At 63.4% G+C, this 18,592-nt stretch carries 15 protein-coding genes; 9 read left to right on the forward strand and 6 right to left on the reverse strand.

Annotated elements, in window-relative coordinates; all coding sequences use genetic code 11:
- Nucleotides 1–35: 35 nt before the first annotated feature.
- Nucleotides 36–1,952, forward strand: coding sequence for a 1-deoxy-D-xylulose-5-phosphate synthase (gene dxs / locus ATY29_RS01545; protein ID WP_003569913.1), 1,917 nt, complete (start codon nucleotides 36–38; stop codon nucleotides 1,950–1,952).
- A gap of 261 nt (nucleotides 1,953–2,213) precedes the next feature.
- Here the strand turns inward: dxs and ATY29_RS01555 are convergent, their stop codons facing one another.
- Complete coding sequence (locus tag ATY29_RS01555; protein ID WP_097534771.1) at nucleotides 2,214–4,154, reverse strand: methyl-accepting chemotaxis protein; 1,941 nt, start codon at nucleotides 4,152–4,154, stop codon at nucleotides 2,214–2,216.
- Between the two features lie 234 nt (nucleotides 4,155–4,388).
- A complete protein-coding gene (locus ATY29_RS01560) occupies nucleotides 4,389–5,381 on the reverse strand; it encodes a DUF4424 domain-containing protein (RefSeq protein WP_097534773.1) in 993 nt (330 codons plus the stop codon).
- Nucleotides 5,382–5,512: 131 nt separating this feature from the next.
- On the opposite strand from ATY29_RS01560, the gene ATY29_RS01565 reads away from it, so the two are divergent.
- From ATY29_RS01565 to ATY29_RS01575, 3 genes are all read left to right on the forward strand, one after another.
- Nucleotides 5,513–6,259, forward strand: a complete 747-nt coding sequence (locus tag ATY29_RS01565) for a TlyA family RNA methyltransferase (RefSeq protein WP_003569921.1) — start codon at nucleotides 5,513–5,515, stop codon at nucleotides 6,257–6,259.
- The gene (locus ATY29_RS01570; protein WP_097534775.1) at nucleotides 6,256–7,506 is read left to right on the forward strand and encodes a class I SAM-dependent RNA methyltransferase; all 1,251 of its coding nucleotides are present in this window, start codon (nucleotides 6,256–6,258) and stop codon (nucleotides 7,504–7,506) included. The genes ATY29_RS01565 and ATY29_RS01570 overlap by 4 nt, the downstream gene beginning before the upstream one ends.
- Nucleotides 7,507–7,585: 79 nt before the next feature.
- Nucleotides 7,586–8,590 carry an MBL fold metallo-hydrolase gene (locus ATY29_RS01575; RefSeq protein ID WP_038573645.1) on the forward strand — a complete coding sequence of 335 codons (1,005 nt, stop codon included), beginning with the start codon at nucleotides 7,586–7,588 and terminating at the stop codon, nucleotides 8,588–8,590.
- Nucleotides 8,591–8,704: 114 nt separating this feature from the next.
- On the opposite strand, the gene ATY29_RS01580 is transcribed toward ATY29_RS01575, so the two are convergent.
- The gene (locus tag ATY29_RS01580) at nucleotides 8,705–9,457 is read right to left on the reverse strand and encodes a crotonase/enoyl-CoA hydratase family protein (RefSeq protein ID WP_025415479.1); all 753 of its coding nucleotides are present in this window, start codon (nucleotides 9,455–9,457) and stop codon (nucleotides 8,705–8,707) included.
- A gap of 9 nt (nucleotides 9,458–9,466) precedes the next feature.
- Nucleotides 9,467–11,245, reverse strand: coding sequence for an acyl-CoA dehydrogenase family protein (locus tag ATY29_RS01585; protein ID WP_025415478.1), 1,779 nt, complete (start codon nucleotides 11,243–11,245; stop codon nucleotides 9,467–9,469).
- Nucleotides 11,246–11,462: 217 nt separating this feature from the next.
- Between ATY29_RS01585 and ATY29_RS01590 the strand changes: the two genes are divergently transcribed.
- Together ATY29_RS01590 and ATY29_RS01595 are read left to right on the forward strand one after the other, a co-directional pair.
- A complete protein-coding gene (locus tag ATY29_RS01590) occupies nucleotides 11,463–12,458 on the forward strand; it encodes a transporter (RefSeq protein WP_003569931.1) in 996 nt (331 codons plus the stop codon).
- Between the two features lie 306 nt (nucleotides 12,459–12,764).
- A complete protein-coding gene (locus ATY29_RS01595) occupies nucleotides 12,765–13,028 on the forward strand; it encodes a DUF982 domain-containing protein (RefSeq protein ID WP_003569934.1) in 264 nt (87 codons plus the stop codon).
- A gap of 79 nt (nucleotides 13,029–13,107) precedes the next feature.
- On the opposite strand, the gene ATY29_RS01600 is transcribed toward ATY29_RS01595, so the two are convergent.
- Both ATY29_RS01600 and ATY29_RS01605 read right to left on the reverse strand, forming a co-directional pair.
- Nucleotides 13,108–13,602 (reverse strand): BA14K family protein, encoded by a 495-nt coding sequence (locus ATY29_RS01600; protein ID WP_097534777.1) that lies wholly within the window; start codon nucleotides 13,600–13,602, stop codon nucleotides 13,108–13,110.
- A 168-nt stretch (nucleotides 13,603–13,770) separates the two neighbouring features.
- Nucleotides 13,771–15,015, reverse strand: a complete 1,245-nt coding sequence (locus ATY29_RS01605) for an aromatic ring-hydroxylating oxygenase subunit alpha (RefSeq protein ID WP_097534941.1) — start codon at nucleotides 15,013–15,015, stop codon at nucleotides 13,771–13,773.
- 424 nt (nucleotides 15,016–15,439) lie between these two features.
- Here ATY29_RS01605 and ATY29_RS01615 point away from each other — a divergent pair, with 424 nt between their 5' ends.
- From ATY29_RS01615 to ATY29_RS01625, 3 genes are all read left to right on the forward strand, one after another.
- The gene (locus tag ATY29_RS01615; protein ID WP_025415473.1) at nucleotides 15,440–16,048 is read left to right on the forward strand and encodes a DUF6656 family protein; all 609 of its coding nucleotides are present in this window, start codon (nucleotides 15,440–15,442) and stop codon (nucleotides 16,046–16,048) included.
- Between the two features lie 62 nt (nucleotides 16,049–16,110).
- A complete protein-coding gene (locus ATY29_RS01620; RefSeq protein WP_097534786.1) occupies nucleotides 16,111–17,085 on the forward strand; it encodes an L-threonylcarbamoyladenylate synthase in 975 nt (324 codons plus the stop codon).
- 32 nt (nucleotides 17,086–17,117) lie between these two features.
- Nucleotides 17,118–18,551, forward strand: coding sequence for an FAD-binding oxidoreductase (locus ATY29_RS01625; protein ID WP_003569943.1), 1,434 nt, complete (start codon nucleotides 17,118–17,120; stop codon nucleotides 18,549–18,551).
- The last annotated feature ends 41 nt before the right edge of the window (nucleotides 18,552–18,592 follow it).

The following is an 18,592-nucleotide window of genomic DNA, read 5'->3' on the forward strand; positions in this document are numbered from 1 at the left end:
GCGAAACAAGGAAAAGCAAGAAAGAGCGCCCGCCCGTGACACAACTGCCGAAGACCCCCCTGCTCGACCAGGTCACTTACCCCGCCGACCTGCGCAAGCTCGAGGATCGCGACCTGCCGCAGCTTGCCCGCGAGGTCCGGGACGAAATGATCGATGCGGTGTCGCGCACCGGCGGTCATCTCGGCGCCGGTCTCGGCGTGGTCGAGTTGACGATCGCCATCCACAGCGTCTTCGACACGCCTGATGATCGGCTGATCTTCGACGTCGGCCATCAATGTTATCCGCACAAGATCCTCACCGGCCGGCGCGACCGCATTCGGACGCTGCGCCAGGAAGACGGGCTTTCCGGCTTCACCCGCCGGGCCGAGAGTGAATATGATCCATTCGGGGCGGCGCATTCCTCGACCTCGATCTCGGCCGGCCTCGGCATGGCGATCGCCGCCGATCTCGACAAATCAGACCGCCGTGTCATCGCCGTCATCGGCGACGGCGCGATGTCGGCCGGCATGGCCTATGAGGCGCTGAACAATGCCGGGGCGCTCGACGCACGGCTCATCGTCATCCTCAACGACAACGACATGTCGATCGCGCCGCCGACGGGTGCGATGAGCGCCTATCTCGCCCGCCTTGCTTCCGGGCGCACCTATATGGGCTTCCGCGATTTCGGCAAGAAGCTGACGGCCTATCTCGGCAAGAATATCGACCGGGCGATCACCCGCGCCGTCGAACATGCCCGCGGTTACGTCACCGGCGGTACCATGTTCGAGGAGATGGGCTTTTATCATATCGGGCCGATCGACGGGCATTCCTTCGACCATTTGCTGCCAGTGCTGCGCAACGTGCGCGACAATGGCCGCGGACCGGTGCTGATCCACGTCGTTACCCAGAAGGGCAAGGGCTATCCGCCGGCCGAAGCCGCAGCCGACAAATATCACGGCGTCAACAAGTTCGACGTCATTACCGGCGCCCAAGCTCGGGTGAAGCCGAATGCGCCGAGCTATACCAGCGTCTTTGCCGAAGCACTGGTGCAGGAAGCGACCCTCGACGACAAGATCGTCGGCATCACCGCCGCCATGCCGAATGGTACCGGCCTCGACAAACTCGCCGAAGCCTTTCCGTCGCGCTGTTTCGATGTCGGCATTGCCGAACAGCATGCCGTGACCTTCGCCGCCGGCTTGGCCGCGGAAGGCTACAAGCCGTTCGCCGCGCTCTATTCCACCTTCCTGCAGCGCGCCTACGATCAGGTCGTGCACGACGTGGCGATCCAGGGACTGCCGGTGCGTTTTCCGATCGACCGCGCCGGCTTCGTCGGCGCCGACGGCCCGACCCATGCCGGCTCCTTCGACACCGCCTTCCTGACCACCCTGCCCGGCTTCGTGGTGATGGCGGCGGCCGACGAGGCCGAACTCAAGCACATGGTGCGCACGGCTGTCGCCTATGACGGCGGGCCGATCTCGTTCCGCTATCCCCGCGGCGAAGGTGTCGGCGTCGACATGCCGGCGCGCGGCGAAATCCTGCAGATCGGCAAGGGACGCATCGTCAAGGAAGGCACCAAGGTGGCGCTGCTCTCCTTCGGCACACGGCTTGCCGATTGTCTGCTGGCCGCCGAAGATCTCGATGCCGCCGGGCTTTCGACGACGGTCGCCGATGCGCGCTTCGCCAAGCCGCTCGACCACGACCTGATCCGCCAGCTTGCCCGCCACCACGAGATGCTGATCACCGTCGAGGAAGGCTCGGTCGGCGGCTTCGGCAGCCAGGTCTTGCAGTATCTTTCGAGCGAGGGCCTGCTCGACAACGGCCTGAAGATCCGCTCGCTCGTCATGCCGGATATCTGGATGGAGCAGGCCAAGCCGGAAGCGATGAACGCCCATGCCGGGCTAGATCGCGCCGGGATCGTCTCGACAGTATTCAAGGCGCTGGGGCGTGGGGTTGCTGTTGGGGTTGCGGGGTAAAGATTATTGAGGGCGTGCCGTGTGGCCCCTCATCCGCCTGCCTGCACCTTCTCCCCGCTTGCGGGGCGAACGGAGATAGCCGCGAACTCTCCGTGCCCCGCCGACATCTCGTGTGGCACGTCCCCTCGCCCCGCAAGCGGGGAGAGGGTTAGGGTGAGGGGCAGGCTCTTGCTCGGACCTATGCCGATCCTCCCGACAAAAAAGGCGGCGCATCTCTGCGCCGCCCTCTGCATTTGACATCACTTCCTAAAAGGGTCCCCCTCAGAACTCCGTCCAATCCTCTTGAACCGCAACCGCAGCACTCGCCTGTCTTCCGCCGAAGGCCTTGGTGACCTTGCTGGCGAGCGCGCGGGCGGGAGAAGCGACCGGACGGGCGTTGGCGACGGCTGCGCGCGGTGCTGCGGCATCCGGCCTTGTCTGGCCGAGCTTGAACTGGTGCAGCAATTCGTCGAGCGCGTTTGCTTCCTGGGCGAGCGCATGGCTGGCAGCAGTCTGCTCCTCGACCATGGCGGCATTCTGCTGGGTGCCCTGGTCCATGTTGTTGACGGCGGTGTTGATCTCCTGCAGGCCGATCGACTGTTCGCGGGTGGCGGTGACGATGGCGCTGACGTGGTGGTTGATCTCCTGCACCTCGGTAACGATGGCTTCGAGCGCCTTGCCGGTCTCGCCGACGAGGGAGACGCCGGCAACGACCTGTTCGCCCGACGTGGTGATCAGCGCCTTGATCTCCTTGGCCGCCTTGGCCGAGCGCTGAGCGAGCTCGCGGACTTCCTGGGCAACGACGGCAAAGCCCTTGCCGGCATCACCTGCGCGGGCAGCTTCGACGCCGGCGTTCAAGGCCAAGAGGTTGGTCTGGAAGGCGATGTCGTCAATGACGCCGATGATGTTGGAGATTTCGCCCGAGGACTTTTCGATCTGCTGCATGGCGGAGACCGCCCTGCGGACGACTTCGCCGGATTTTTCGGCGCCGAGGCGGGTACGCTCGACGAGATTGCCGGCATCCTCGGCGCGCTTGGCGCTGTCGCGAACGGTGGTCGTCACCTGCTCGAGCGCTGCGGCGGTCTGTTCGACGGCGGCGGCCTGCTGTTCGGTGCGGTGCGCCAGATCGTCGGCGGCGGAGCGGATTTCGCCGGCGCCGGCATTGATCGCCGAGGCGTTGCGGCCGACCGATTGCAGGGCTGCCTGCAGCTTTTCGACCGCGTGGTTGAAGTCATTGCGCAGGCTGTCATATTGCGGCGCGAACGGCGTATGGAGACGGCCGGCCATATCGCCATTGGCAAGTTCGGCAAGGCCGCCGGCCAGAGCGTCGATGGCAAAGCGGATCTCGCCTTCTTCGCGGGCCTTCTGCTCGTCGCCGGCCCGGCGCTGGCGCTCGGCGTCGTCGCGCATGCGGTCGGTTTCGCCGGCAAGACGCAGCTTCTCGATCGCCGCCTGCTTGAAGACCAGCACCGATTGGGCCATGCGGCCGACTTCGTCACCGCGGTCGGTCGCCGGAACCTCGATATCGTTCTCGCCGCCGGCGAGGCGATCCATGGCCCCGGTCATGCCGACGATCGGGCGGACGATGGTGCGCGACATCAGCCAGGCAAGCACGGCGGCGGCAAGCGAGGCCACGATACCGCCGGCAAGCAGCGTCGTCTTCAGATCGCTGTTGGCATCGGCGCGGATTTCAGCAAGCGCTTCGGACTTTTCGCGGGCGCTGGCCTTGATCTTGGCCGAGGCCTGGCGGAAGCCATCGAGCTGGCCCTTGGTGGCGTTGACGCCGATCTTGACGACCTCCTCGATCGGCATGTCGGTTTCCTTGCGCGCTTTGGTCTGCGGCTCGGCCAGTTCATGGAAATAGAGGTCGGCAGCCTTCTGCATGCCGTCGATCATCTCGACCAGCTGCGGCTCGCCGGCCGCTGTCTGCTTGGCGGCGGCGATCGCCTTCAGCATTCGCTCGCGGTTGGTAAAGACATCACCATAGGTGCTGTCGCTGCGGAAGAGGATGAAGCCGCGCAGATTGACGGCCTGCTCGAGCATCGCCTGCAGCGCATCGTCGATCTGGTTGACGAGCAGCTCGGACTTTTCCTGCTCGGCAGAAGCGGCTGCGGATGCCGTCGCCTTGGAGTAGACGAAGGCGGAAACGGCGACGAAAATAAGAATGAGGGCTGCGAACGTGGCCGCAAGCTTCCCGTTCAAGGATATGTTTTTGGCGGACATCGGTGAATTTCTCCTGACGACAGTCGACGCGGCGAAGGTGGGTCGCGCGTGAGGCGCAACCGCAGGGATGTTTGAAACTGAGAACATGATCGGCGTTGAAACGCTTGCGCCGTCATGGCGCCGAGCGGTCCGGACGAACCGCTGCAATCGGGGCGAAGCTATGCGGGCGAGCTTTAGATTTGTTTAAATTGTGCGCAGCAGCAGCGACCGAAGCCATGATTAAAGCTGCTTAAATTAAGGCTGCTTCGGTTCCGCTTCCGGCGGGTTGAGGATCAGGATGTCGAAATCCTTTGCGGGATCGAAATCCTCGGCCGTCATCCGGAAGGTCGTCGAGCCGATCTTCTGAACGTTGCTGCCGCAGAAGCTGATGAGGCTACCCGGCTTGCCCTTATCGATCGTCAGTTGGAAGCGCTTGATCGGCCCCGCCCAGTTGGCGCCGGTCGACAGCACATAGGAGATCCAGCTTTCAGTATAGTTGGAGCCGCCCGTCTCGGCCTCCCCCGCACGCTGTTGCGCGACCCTGACGAAATCCGCATCCAGGCAGTATTTGCGGGAATATTCCTCGAAGCGCTCACCCTTCGGTTGGCCGTTTTCGAGAAAGCTGATGGCGACGGTGCCGCCCACGGCCGGCTGGTAGCGGTGTTCGACGCTCACCTTCTTCTTGGCCGGAAAGGTGGTGCGCCACCAATAGGTCGAGCGTAGCGTCCAGAGCGGCACAAGATCGGCGTCCGTCATGGCATAGATCAGGCCACGGGCGATCCAGTCCTTCCGGACGGGGTCGGGGAGCTTGGAAAGCGCTTCTGTCGTCTTCTGGCTGTAGGGCAGGACCGGAATGCCGTATTTGGTGAACTCGTCGGTCACGTCGATGCCGAGCGAAACGACGCGCTGCTGCAGTTTGGCGGTGATCGGCCTGCCATCCTGCACGGTGGAAAAATGCAGGAAATTGTCGCTGTCATAATCCGAGATGGCCGAGTTGTTGTCCACCTGGCCCGATATGTCGGGCATCGGGAAGGCGACTAGGCTGTCGACATCCTTGTCCGAGGTGTTTTCGAAGACATAATCAACACGCACTTGCGAAGCGGAGATGAAGAGATCCTCTTCGACCATGCTGACATCGTCGGATTGGGCGAAAATCAGCCCGCCGGTCCTGACCTCGGCCATGGTGTCGTTCGCCAGCGCCGGCGATGCCATCCCTGCCGCGACAAGAAGAGTGAAGAGCTTCAGCATAAAACACCCCCGTGTCTGCGGCCGCCCCGTCATCGCCGCGGCAGGATTATCGCCGAAAGCTTTCAAGGGTCAATGATGCTGTCTGGAACAAAACGCTTGCAACCGGCGGCTTTGCCGGTCATTCACAGCCGATGTCCGAACAAAACAGCCAACGCCTCGACCAACTTCTCGTCTCCCGCGGCCTTTTCGCCAGCCGCTCGCGGGCCCGCGACGCCGTGCAGCGCGGCACCGTGCGGATCGCCGGCCAAGTGGTCACCAAAGCCGGGGCGCTCATCGGCGACGACGCTGCCATCGAGATCGACGACCCGGCGCAGGACTATGTCTCGCGGGCAGCATTGAAGCTTGCAGCAGCCCTCGAGCATTTCCGGCTCGATCCCGCCGGCCATCACTGTCTTGATATCGGCGCTTCCACAGGCGGCTTCACCGAGGTGCTGCTGCAGCGCGGCGCTGAGCATGTCACCGCAGTCGATGTCGGTCACGGGCAGATGCATCCACGCATATCGGGCGATCCGCGCGTTACCAGCCGGGAAGGCCTCAACGCCCGCAACCTGACAGCCGACGATATCGGCCATCCCGCCACCTTCATCGTTTCCGACGTTTCCTTCATCTCGCTGAAGCTGGCGCTGGCGCCGGCTCTCGAGATCGTGGAGCAGGGCGCCGTCGCCGTGCTCTTGGTCAAACCGCAGTTCGAGGCGGGGCGCGAGGCGATCGGCAAGGGTGGGCTGTTGAAAGACCCCTCCTCCGCTCCCGCCGTCGCTGCGGAATTGGAGCGCTGGTTCATCGAGGACATGGGCTGGAATAGCCTCGGCCTCATCCCCTCGCCGATATCAGGTGGCGACGGCAATCAGGAATTCCTACTGGCAGGATTGAAACCGTGAGCACCGAAACCGTCACCATCGATAAGCTCGGCGCCCAGGGCGACGGCATTGCCGGCAGCGCCGGCGGACCTGTCTATGTACCGTTTTCCCTCCCCGGCGAAATCGTGGCGATCGCCCGCGTCAAAAGCCAGGGCACGATCATGTCGATCACCACGCCCTCGCCCGACCGGCAGGAGCCGCCCTGCCGGCATTTCGGTCCGGATGGCCTCAACGGCACCTGCGGCGGCTGCACGCTGCAGCATATGGCAGACGGCCCCTACCGCGCCTTCAAGCGCCAGTTGGTCATCGATGCGCTCAGATCGAAGGGGCTGACGCCTGACGTCGGCGAGATCGTGCCGGCCCGGCCGGGTGAGCGGCGGCGCGTGGTGTTTGCGGCGCGCAAGACCGAGAAAGACATGCTGATCGGTTTCAACCAGGCCGAAAGCCACCATATCGTCGCGATCGAGGAATGTCCGATCTCGTCTGCGGGCATCGTCGCCCGGCTGCCGGCGATCCGGGCGATTGCCGCGGCACTCGCGACCAATGCCGAACCCTTCCGCGTCTCCGTGCTCGAAACGCTATCCGGCCTCGACATAGCCGTCGACGAGGTGAAGAAATTGTCCGACCCGCAGCGTCGCAAGGCGGTCGAGACGGTGCTTGGCCTGCGCGGCATTGCGCGCGTTTCGCTGAACGGCGAAATCCTCATCGAGCCGTCGAAGCCGCTGGTCGATTTCGGCGGCGTCCAGGTTTCGCCGCCGCCCGGCGGCTTTACCCAGGCGACCAAGCCGGCGGAAGAGGCAATGGCCGAGCTGGTGCTTGCCCATGCCGGCAAGGCCAAGCGCATTGCCGATCTCTTTGCCGGCGCCGGCACGTTTTCGCTCAGGCTGGCGCGGATCGGCCGCGTGCATGCGGTCGAAGCCGAGGCAAAGGCACTCGCTGCCCTCGACCACGCTGCCCGCAACACGCCCGGACTGAAGCCAGTCAGCGTCGAGAAGCGCGATCTCTTCCGCCGTCCGCTGATGACGCAGGAATTCAAACCTTTTGACGTCGTTGTCTTCGACCCGCCGCGGGCCGGCGCCGAGTTCCAGTGCAAGGAGCTTGCCCGCTCTGCGGTGAAGAAGATCGCCGCCGTCAGCTGCAATCCGCTGACGCTGGCGCGCGACCTGGCGATCCTCGTCGAGGGCGGCTACCGGATCACCGGGGTGACGCCGATCGACCAGTTCCTCTGGACCTCGCATGTCGAGGTGGTGGCGACGCTGGAGAAATAGGCTGGCCGTCCGCCGCCTAACCCGCCGTCAGTGCCAAGGGACCGGCCTAAAATCACCAGGCGGAGGAACCCGATTGCGAATGCGCAAGACCAGAAGACGCAATCCTTATTATGACGGCCCGGTGTCCGATCACTTCGACGGCACGCATTTCTTCAATCCCGAAGGTATCGAGCCCCTTGGTTTCCGCGATTTGCTGCGGTGGCAGTTCGGCGGCGGCCGTCAGCGTTGGCCGAAATCGGTCCCAAGTCCATATTCGGCGGCCAAACCCGATGCACGTGTTGACGATGCAGATCTGCGGGTGACCATGGTTGGCCATGCAACAATGCTCGTCCAGGTCGCCGGGCTCAATATCCTGACCGACCCGGTATGGTCGGAGCGCGTCAGCCCCTTCGCCTTTGCCGGCCCCAAGCGCGTCGTCCAACCGGGCATCGCATTCGATGATCTGCCGCCGATCGATCTCGTGCTGATCTCGCACAATCACTATGATCATCTCGATATCGCAACCCTCAAGCGGTTGCAGGCGAAACATCGGCCGCGTGTCGTGACGCCACTCGGCAATGACACGATCATCCGCCGCGCCGTGCCCGATCTACAGACGATAACGATGGATTGGGGCGAGCGCATCTCGCATGCCGGAATCAGCATTGATGCGGAGCCCGCGCATCATTGGTCCGCCCGCGGCACCGCCGATCGCCGGATGGCACTCTGGGCGTCGTTCGTCTTGTCGACTCCGGCCGGAAAGATTTATCACGTCGGAGATACGGGCTTTCACCACGGCATCCATTACAAAGCGGCACAGCAGAAGCATGGCGGCTTTCGCCTGGCGATTTTGCCCTTCGGCGCATATGAGCCGCGATGGTTCATGAAAGGCCAGCACCAGAATCCGCGGGAGGCGGTGATCGGGATGACGCTGGCAAATGCAGCCTATGTGGCAGGGCACCACTTCGCGACGTTCCAACTGACAGATGAGGCGGTCGACGCACCGGCACGAGCATTGCAAGACGCGATGCGCGAGCATGATATTCCCCTGGAACGGTTCCGGCCGCTCAGGGCCGGCGAGCTCTTCGACGTGCCGGCAGTCTAAGGCGCGTCCGACGCGGAGCAATTCCAGGAAAAGTGCGAAGCGGTTTTCCATCCGGAATTGCGTAAAAACAAAAACTTAGAGCGGTTCCGCGCTTCCACGAAAAGCTGAACCGCTCTAACGCCGCATGAATGCCTCAAAAGCCGCCCGGGCCTCCGCACTTTTCAGCCGCGCGGAGAAATGGCGGGCCTCCTCGTCGATGCGGGCGATGATCTCGTCCCTGTCGCCTCGAATGAGATCGCGGGCGATGCGCAGGGCCTCCGGCGGTTTGGCAGCCAGCCGGGCGGCGGTCGCCAGCGTTAGGGCATCGACCTCGGCGGGTTCGACCACCTTCCAGATGAGACCGGCGTCCTTGGCTTCGGCGGCCGAGAAGGCTTCGCCCGCCGCAAGCAGGGCGAAGGCGCGCTGGTGGCCCATCAGGCGCGGCGCGACGAGGCTCGAGGCCGCCTCCGGCACCAGCGCCAGATCGACGAAGGGCGTGCGGAACTGGCTTCGATCCGAGGCGATGGTCAGGTCGCAATGGAGATGGATCGTCGTACCGATGCCGATCGCCAGGCCGTCGACGCCCGAAACGATAGGCTTTTCGGCCTTCACCAGCGCATAGAGAAAATCGAGGAGCTCCGGCCCGAGGCCGCCGCCCATCGCCGCGGCGAGAAAATCGCCCATGTCGTTGCCGGCCGAGAAAGAGCCTTCGGTGCCGAGGAAAGCAGTGGCGCGGATCTCGGGATTGGCGTTCGACGCATTCAGCGCATCGGCCATCACACGGTACATGGCGCGGGTGATGGCGTTCTTCTTCTCCGGCCGGTTGAAGCGGATGATCTGGACGCCCGGATGGGCGGAAGGCTGCTCGATGATGATGTGATCGGTCATTGGATGTCCTCAAGCAAGCAGGATGCGGGCGGCGGCAAGGCTTGCCGCGCCATTGACGACCTGGTCGCGAAGGGCCGCGGTCTCCGCGAGCAGGTTTTCGGCGGCGAAGCGGCAGAGCGCGATACGCCCCTCGCCCCTGCCATCGCCGCTTTCGGCAAGAGCGCCCTTGGCGAGATAGCAGCCGGTGAGCACCAGCCCAAACAGGCGCTGATAGGGTGTCGCGCCGGAAAGTGCCTCGGCGGCTCTGTTGTCGGCCAGCGTCTGCAGCAGCCAGCCGCTCGCCGCTTCGAGATCTGAAATCGCTGCGTCGAGCCTAACTGCGGCCTCGCCGAGGCCATCGAGATTGGAGCGGCGGACGCTATCGGCGATCTCCTTCAATTCAGCGATGAAGCCTCTCACCTGATCGCCGCCGGAGAGCGTCAGCTTGCGAGTGACGAGGTCGATCGCCTGGATACCGTTGGTGCCCTCGTAGATCGGCGCGATGCGGGCGTCGCGCAAATACCGCGCAGCACCCGTCTCCTCGATGAAGCCCATGCCGCCATGCACCTGAATGCCGAGCGAGGCGACGTCGACGCCGGCATCGGTCGAAAAGGATTTGGCGATCGGCGTCAGCAGGGCGGCGCGCTCCTGCCAGTGGCGGTTGCTATCGCCGGCCCGGTGGGACATGTCGATCGCGTGGGCGCAGGAATAGGAGATGGCGCGCGCGCCTTGGGTCAGCGCCTTCATGGTGAGAAGCATGCGGGCGACATCGGGATGTTCGACGATCGGGCTCATGCCGGCGCCGCTCCAGCCGGGCGCCTTGCCCTGGGTGCGCTCCTTGGAATAGGCGACAGCCTTCTGGGTGGCGGCCTCGCAAATCGCCACGCCCTGCATGCCGACGGCCAGGCGGGCATTGTTCATCATCGTGAACATGCAAGCGAGGCCCTTGTTCTCCTCGCCGACCAGCCATCCCACAGCCCCCTTTTCATCACCGAACCGGCCGTCGCCATAGATCATCGTGCAGGTCGGCGAGCCGTGGATGCCGAGCTTGTGCTCCAGCGAATGACAAAACAGATCGTTGCGGGCCCCAAGCGAGCCGTCGTCGTTCACCAGGAATTTCGGCACCAGGAAGAGCGAAATGCCGCGGGTGCCGGCCGGCGCATCCGGCAGGCGGGCCAGCACCAGATGGATGATGTTGTCGGCCGCGTCATGCTCGCCCCAGGTGATGAAAATCTTCTGGCCGAAGAGGCGGTAGCTGCCGTCGGCGCGGCGCTCGGCGCGGGCCTTGAGCACGCCGAGATCGGAGCCGGCATGCGGCTCGGTCAGGTTCATGGTGCCGGTCCATTCGCCGGACACCATCTTCTCCAGATATGTCTCCTTCAGTGCGGCGCTGCCATGGGTGCTGACGGCTTCGATCGCGCCCATCGTCAGCGTCGGGGCGAGGGCGAAGGCCATGGAACCGGAATTCCACATTTCCAGCGCTGCGACGTTCAGCATATGCGGCAGGGCCTGGCCGCCGAAAGCTTCGGGCGCCGTCAGGCCGTTCCAGCCGCCGGCGATCCAGTTGCGATAGAGATCGCGCCAGCCATCCGGCAGTCTGACCTCGCCACCCTCCAGGCGGGCGCCCTGGCGGTCGCCGATGTCGGCGAGGGGTGCCACTTCCTCTGTGGTAAAACGTCCCGCCTCGGCGAGGACGGCGTCGACCAGATCTTCGCCGAGATCGCCGAGAAGCCCCTCTGATATCGCTTCGCGCATACCGGCTACATGCTTCAACGTAAACGCGATTTCCTCGACGGGCGCCTGATACATGGTTTTCCTCCGTGGGACCGGCCTGCATTTTTACCCTTGGGCAAAGCCTCTCCGAGGCAAGGGCTAATTGATTTTTACGTAAACGTCAATTTCGATTTCCCGCCCTGCCATGCGATAATTCGCCCGATACGGCGCTTGGCACTTGCCCCCTCGCACAAATGGACGTCATGAAGACTCGCTAAGGAATGACATCGCCTTCGCAAAGGACCGGCGACCAATGGATACATTGCCCGTCAACATACCCGGTTTTGTCTGGGCCTATCGCTTCTCGCCGGATGAAAAGACCGCGGTGCGGCTGAACAACAGTGCGACGGTGGCGGAACTGACCGCCGACAACTGTTTCTACTGGCTGCACCTCAACCTTGTCGACGCCCGCGTACCGGCCTTGCTCGAGACGCTCGACGGGCTGACGGAAGAGGCGAAATCGGCGCTGACGACGCGTGACACGCATGCGACCATCACCGTCGACGAGCAGATGCTCTACGGCACGCTTGTCGACTGCCAGCGCGATTTCGCCCAGGATACCAACAATCTCGGCTGGCTGCATTTCGCCATGTCCGACCGCTTCATCATCACCACGAGGCTGCAGCCGCTGCGCAGCGTCGAGCGGGCGCGGGCGCTGATCGAGAAGAATCCGGGCAAATTTTCACGGCCTGTCGATCTCTTCGAGCTGCTGGTGATCGAGTTTCAGCGCACCCTGATCGCGATCGTCATCGAACTCACCGACGAGTTGAACCTGATCGAGGATTTCGTCTACGACAATGCGCCGCGCGACGAACGCCGGCGGCTGGCGCCGGTGCGGCGAACCGTGGTGAGATTGCATCGGCATCTGCGCACGGTGCTGGCGCTGATGCGCCGGGCTGCGGCAGCCGACGACGACGAGATGCCCTTCGGCTTCGACGATGTGGCGCGGCGACTGACGAGCCGGCTGGAAACGGTCGACCACGACATCTATGCGCTGCAGGATAGGGCGCGGCTGCTGCACGAAGAAATCGATTCGAAACAATCCTCCGAGACCAACCGCCACCTCTATCTGCTGTCGATCATGACGGCCTTCCTGCTGCCGCCGACCCTGGTAACGGGTTTCTTCGGCATGAACACTGCCAACCTGCCCTTCGCCGTCGGCGACTACGGCACCGAATACGCCGTCGCCCTGATCGTCGCCTCGATCGCCTTTGCCTGGTGGCTGCTGCGGCGGGTGGATATTCTTTGAAGCGCAGCGAACTGCCCCTCATCCGCCTGCCGGCACCGACCGGGGTCGAGCCACGGGTCTCGACCCGTCCTTCGGACCCCCGCTCGCGGGCGAAGGGGATATGCCGTGGCCTCTCCGTTCCTCACACACTTTTCGCAGGGCACGTCCCCTCTCCCCGTTTTTACGGGGAGAGGGTTAGGGTGAGGGGCTAAGCTGCTGGCGCCTCAATAAGGCGAATGCTTGGGTGATGAGCTTTGATGCCGCCACCTCACCCGGAACAGTTCTTGCACGGTTACTAATATATATACCGTGGGGAGAGCTAATGTCATGAAATGGTGCACATCCGGAGAGTTTGCCCCTCTGATGCTCGTTGTGAGTGGGCCGGAAAAATACAAGCTTGTTGCAACCCTTGGTCAGGCTGCCGAGATGCTGACGGTTGGCTGGCCGACCGACGATGGAGAAGAATACCTCGTGGCGATTATGGCTTGCCGGGATGCAATTCACGGGGAAATTCCGGCTGAGGACGCGCGAGCAGCGCTTATCCGTGCCGCCGACGAAGCTGGCATTTCGGTGATCACCGTCGTTCACTGAGTTTAGCAGCCGACGCGCGTACCCTCTCCCCCGTTTTTACGGGGAGAGGGTTAGGCTGAGGGGCAGCATTCGGCGCCTATCAATAGGGCGAATAGCACTGCTGGCGCGGGCCGTTATAGGGCTGGAACGTGTTGTCGTAGGCGCGATAGGACCGGTAGCGGTTGGCGCACCAGGCGACGTGGCTCGAACCCATACGGGGCGCCGGTTCGACGTAGCGCGGCTGGGCGACAATGGCGCCGCCGATGACTGCGCCGGCGCCGAAGGCGGCGAGCGGGTACCAGTAGCCGTTGTAGTGACGGTAGCCCGGGCGGTAATAGCTATATCCGCGATAGCCGCCGTAATAGCCGGGGCGGTAGCCGCCGCCGTAGCCGGGCCGATAATAGGCGCCAGGGCGATAGCCCGGCCGGTAATAATCGCCGCGATAGTAGCGGCGGTATTGGACGTTCTCGACGGCAGAGGATTTTTCCACCTGCGGGGCGGTCGGCACCTGGATTGCCTGCGACGGCACGAAGCTTGTCAGAACGACGGCGGCGGCCAAAGCTGCGGTCGCGATCTTGTTACTCAAACTAAACATTCTTCTCTCCCATTCAACAGCGATAACCGCCTGCTCCAGCAACGCTATCGTGCCCGAATGGTTCCGAAAGCGGCCGGGGCCGGCTGCTTTCGTCTTTTTAAAGAAATCGATCTGAACCGGGCATTAACCGCGATGAACCGCGCTCAATGCCTATCTTCCGACGTGTGCTTAGGCCACGGCGGAGATTTTCGCCTGATCACCCTGCAGGCGGTTGACCATAAAGTTCGAATACCATTCGAGGAACTGCATGACGCCGCCCTCGTGCAGGGAAGAATAAGGGCCGGGTTCATAGGCCGGCGAGTGGATGCCGAAGGCATTCTCCTCGACGATGCGGCGATCCTGGTCGTTGGTCTCGGTCCAGACGTGGGTCAGTTCCTCGAGATTGTAATCCACGCCTTCGACGGCGTCCTTGTGGACGAGCCACTTGGTCGTCACGGCCGTCTCGTTGGCGCTGAGCGGCAGCACGCGGAAGGAGATGGCATGGTCACCGAGCAGGTGGTTCCAGGTCGTCGGGTAGTGGAAGAGCAGCATGGTGCCGATATGGCTGATCGAGATATCGTCGGCTAGCGGACGCGTGACAGCGCGCTTGCCCGACATAGTGTAGCTCTCGGCATCTTCGATCAGCGGCATGCGGGCGGTGCGGAACTGTCCGTCCGGCGAAATCTGGAACTTGCTCGGCAGGCCGGCGGCCTCGCAGCGCGCCCAATGGCCGGCGATCTCCGGATCGTCAGCGCCGCCATCCGTGCCGGTGACACTCGGGGCTTCGGGATAGGTGCGGCAGAGTTCAGGGTGATTGGCGGCGCAGTGGTAGCACTCGCGGTTGTTTTCCCAGACGAGCTTCCAGTTGCCCTTCTCGATGATCGTGCTCTGGAAGGCGACTTTGCTCTCGCTGATCCGGTGCGGGGCGACATAGGGCTCGATCTTGTCGCGCACTGGCTGGAAATTGGGAGCGGTGTCGGCAAGGCAGATGAAGACATAACCTGCGACGACTTCGCAATGGACAGGCTTCAGGTTGAAGCCGGTCTTGTCGAAATCATCCCCCATGTGGCGGGCGAAGGCGAGCTTGCCTTCAAGATCATAAGTCCACTGGTGATAGGGGCAGACGAGGCGCACGGAGGAGCCGTGCTCCTTGGTGCAGACGCGCGAGCCGCGATGACGACAGCTGTTGTGGAAGGCGCGGATGACATTGTCTTTGCCGCGGACGACGACGACGGGATAGCTGCCGATCTGGACGGTAAAATAGGCGCCCGCCTTCGGCAGTTCGCAATCATGGCCGATGAACAGCCAGTCGCGATAATAGATCATCTCCATGTCGAGCTGGAAATAATCCTCGTCGATATAGAACGGCCGCTCGAGGCTGAAGCCCTCCCGGCGGTTCTTGAGCTGACGCAAAACGTTGCTGCGAATATCCATCTTCATGTCCTCGTGCACCCGGTTGCCGCCCTTACCCCGAAGGCCGGCGGAAGCGCGCCTGCTTCCTTCTCCTTCAGGAGAATTGTTCATGGCGGCCATTTAATCACCTGAGCCCATTTAATCATCTGGGTAGGCTGTCGTTCGGTTGTAATGCGACATCGGCTTCGAAATTGACGACAGGATGCGCCCGGCCCGTCCGGAGCGATCCCATCACTCGACTGTGCAGGTCATTATCGTCAATTGCGACATGGCGTAAAGACCCGATCCGCAGAGAGTGATGCGGCCCGATAGCCCCGATCGTCGCATTTGCGACATCGCCCGATATCGGCCCTCCACTGAGGCGGCAACCCGCGCCATTTTAACACCGCCTTAAGCATACGGTCCTATCGTGCTGAGCATCCGAGACCGACGAAGCACGCGAATCATGGCCAAACTCCGGTATTTCGACGCGAAAGAAACGAGCAGATCGCAGGAGCCGCAGCTCGTTGCCGCGCATTCCGAATTCCTGCGCACCGGCCGCATCCCCCGCGAGCGGCGGCACTGGCTGGCCGAGGAAAAGCGCTATTTCACCCATGACGAGGTCGCCGCCAAAACCGGCCGCAAGCTGCAGGTGGCCGGCGAGAAGACGCATCAGCACATCAACGGCTTTCACCATTCGATCCAGTTTCCGAAGATGATCTTCCACCGGACGCTAGAGGACAGCCCGCATCTCGGCTATTGCCACGTCACCGCCGCGCGGACGAAGTTCGCCCATTATGACGAGGTGAGCTGGGCCTTCTACATCGCCAATTTCTATTCCGACATCGGCGAGAACGACAATTTCTTCGAACGGATCGATGTCGGCTATTCCCGCATGTATTTCGCCGTCGCCATCAAACCGGGCGAAGACTCTCAGGAAAAGATGGCCATCGACCGGTCGGTGCGCGGCAATGGCCTGCTCTTCCGCACCCATGATCCGCAGGCGGCGATCCGCAACATCCTGCTGCTCGGCGCCCGCAACGAACAGCTGCGCGAAATCATCCGCCAGCTATAAACGCGATTGATCGCGGGCGGTGGAAAGCCTAATGACTGCCGGAAGGAAAAACCAGGCAGCACATGGCACGCATCATCGACATAGAGGCAGACAGGCAGGCAGCGCTTGAGGCCGCCTGTGCCGCGCTCGCCGGCGGCTTTGCCATCGCCATTCCGACCGAGACCGTCTACGGCCTTGCCGCCGACGCCACCAATCCGGCGGCGATCACCCGCATCTACGAGACCAAGGGCCGGCCGCGTTTCAACCCGCTGATTTGCCACATGGCCGATCTTGCGATGGCCGAGGAGCATGCCGAATTCGACCCCGTGTCGCGGGCGCTCGCTGCTGCCTTCTGGCCCGGCCCGCTGACGCTGGTGCTGCCGCTGAAACCGCAAAGCCCGATTCATTCGCTGGCGACCGCCGGGCTCGACAGCGTCGGCGTGCGCGTGCCGAAAGGTTTTGCGGGCGCGCTGATCGGCGCCTTCGGGCGGCCGCTCGCCGCCCCCAGCGCCAACACGTCAGGCGCGATCAGCGCAACGAGTGCGACCCATGTCGATGCCGATCTCGGCGCGAAGGTCCCGTTGATCCTCGATGCAGGCCCAAGCACCGTCGGCGTCGAATCGACGATCGTCAAGGTGGAGGGCGACCGGGTAAGGCTGCTGCGGCCCGGCGGCCTGGCAGCGCGCGAGATCGAGCGTGTCGCCGGCCGGCCGTTGCTCCGGGCGAAGACGGCATCGGCGGCGATCGAAGCACCCGGCATGCTCGCCTCGCACTACGCGCCGGGTGCCGCCGTGCGCCTCAATGCGACGACCGTCGAACCTGGCGAAGCGCTGATCGCCTTTGGCAGTGCAGTGGTCTCCGGCAAAAACGGGGCCCGGATCGTTCTCGATCTCAGCCCAGGCGGCGACTTGGCCGAGGCGGCGGCCAATCTCTTCGACTATATGAAACGGGCTGATGCCAGCGGGGCTTCGAGCATCGCCTTTTCGGCCATTCCCGAGGAGGGGCTCGGCGAAGCGATCAATGACCGCCTGCAGCGGGCAGCGGCTCCGCGCGACTGACAGACCTGACCTAATCGACCGAGGACCGACCGATGAGCACCGGCATTTCCACCGATCTTCTCGACCGCTTCGCCGCCATCGTTGGCGACAAGTATGCGCTTAGCAGCGAGGCCGATCTTGCGCCGCACCTGATCGAAAACCGCGGGCTCTATCACGGCTCCTCCCCTCTCCTTTTGAAACCCAGCTCGGTCGAGGAAGTCTCCGCTATTATGAAGCTTGCGACGGAGACCGGAACGGCGATCGTGCCGCAGACCGGCAATACCGGCCTCGTCGGCGGCCAGACGCCGCGTGCCGGCAGGTCGGATATCATCCTGTCGCTCGAGCGCATGAACAAGATCCGCGATGTCGATCCAGTGGCCAACGTGCTGGTGGCTGATGGCGGCGCCATTCTCGCCGACGTGCAGAAGGCGGCCGAAGCGCATGGGCGGCTGTTTCCGCTATCGCTGGGCTCCGAGGGCTCCTGCCGCATCGGCGGCAATCTCTCCACCAATGCCGGCGGCACGGCGGTGCTGGCCTACGGCAATATGCGCCAGCTCTGCCTCGGCCTCGAAGTGGTGCTGCCGACCGGCGAGATCTGGGACGGGTTGCGCCGCCTGAAGAAGGACAATACCGGCTACGACCTGCGCGACTTGTTTATCGGCGCCGAAGGCACGCTCGGCATCATCACCGGCGCGGTGCTGAAGCTGTTTCCGCAGCCCCTCGGCCATCAGGTGGCGTTCGCCGGCCTGAATTCGGTGGCGGATGCGCTTGGGCTCTTCAATCTTGCCTCCAGCCTCTGCGGCGCTTCACTCACCGGTTTCGAGCTGATGCCGCGTTTCGGCGTCGAGATCACCACCCGCCACATCGACGGCGTTCGCGATCCGCTGGAAGCGGCCTATCCCTGGTACGTGCTGATCGACATTTCAACGTCGGATTCGGCCGAGACGGCCGAGCGGATGATGAACGGCGTGCTCGAACAGGGTTTTGAGGCCGGGCTGGTGCTGGATGCTGCGATCGCCTCGTCGGTGGCGCAGCAGAAGGCGATCTGGCACATGCGTGAGAGCATGTCAGATGCCCAGAAGCCCGAAGGCGGGTCGATCAAGCACGATGTTTCCGTGCCGGTGTCGAGGATCCCGCATTTCATGGCCGAGGCCGAAGAAGCTGTCATGGCGGCAATGCCGGGCGCCCGCATCTGCGCCTTCGGCCATATGGGCGACGGCAATATCCATTACAATATTTCCCAGCCGGTCGGTGCCGACAAGGCCGCCTTCATCGGCCGCTGGCGCGAAATGAACCACATCGTCCATGGCTTGGTGCTGGCGCATGGCGGCTCGATTTCCGCCGAACACGGCATCGGCCAGCTGAAGCGCGACGAACTGGCGGCGATCCGCCCGCCGATCGAAATCGAACTGATGCGCCGCATCAAGCGCGCCTTCGATCCGGCTGATATCATGAACCCGGGAAAGGTCGTCAGCCTCGAGGTATGAGGGCAGCCGTCGGCGCCAGCCGCCGCGCTCCTGCCGGACCT

It is taken from the genome of Rhizobium hidalgonense, assembly GCF_002914525.1.
In the GTDB taxonomy this organism is placed as follows: domain Bacteria; phylum Pseudomonadota; class Alphaproteobacteria; order Rhizobiales; family Rhizobiaceae; genus Rhizobium; species Rhizobium hidalgonense.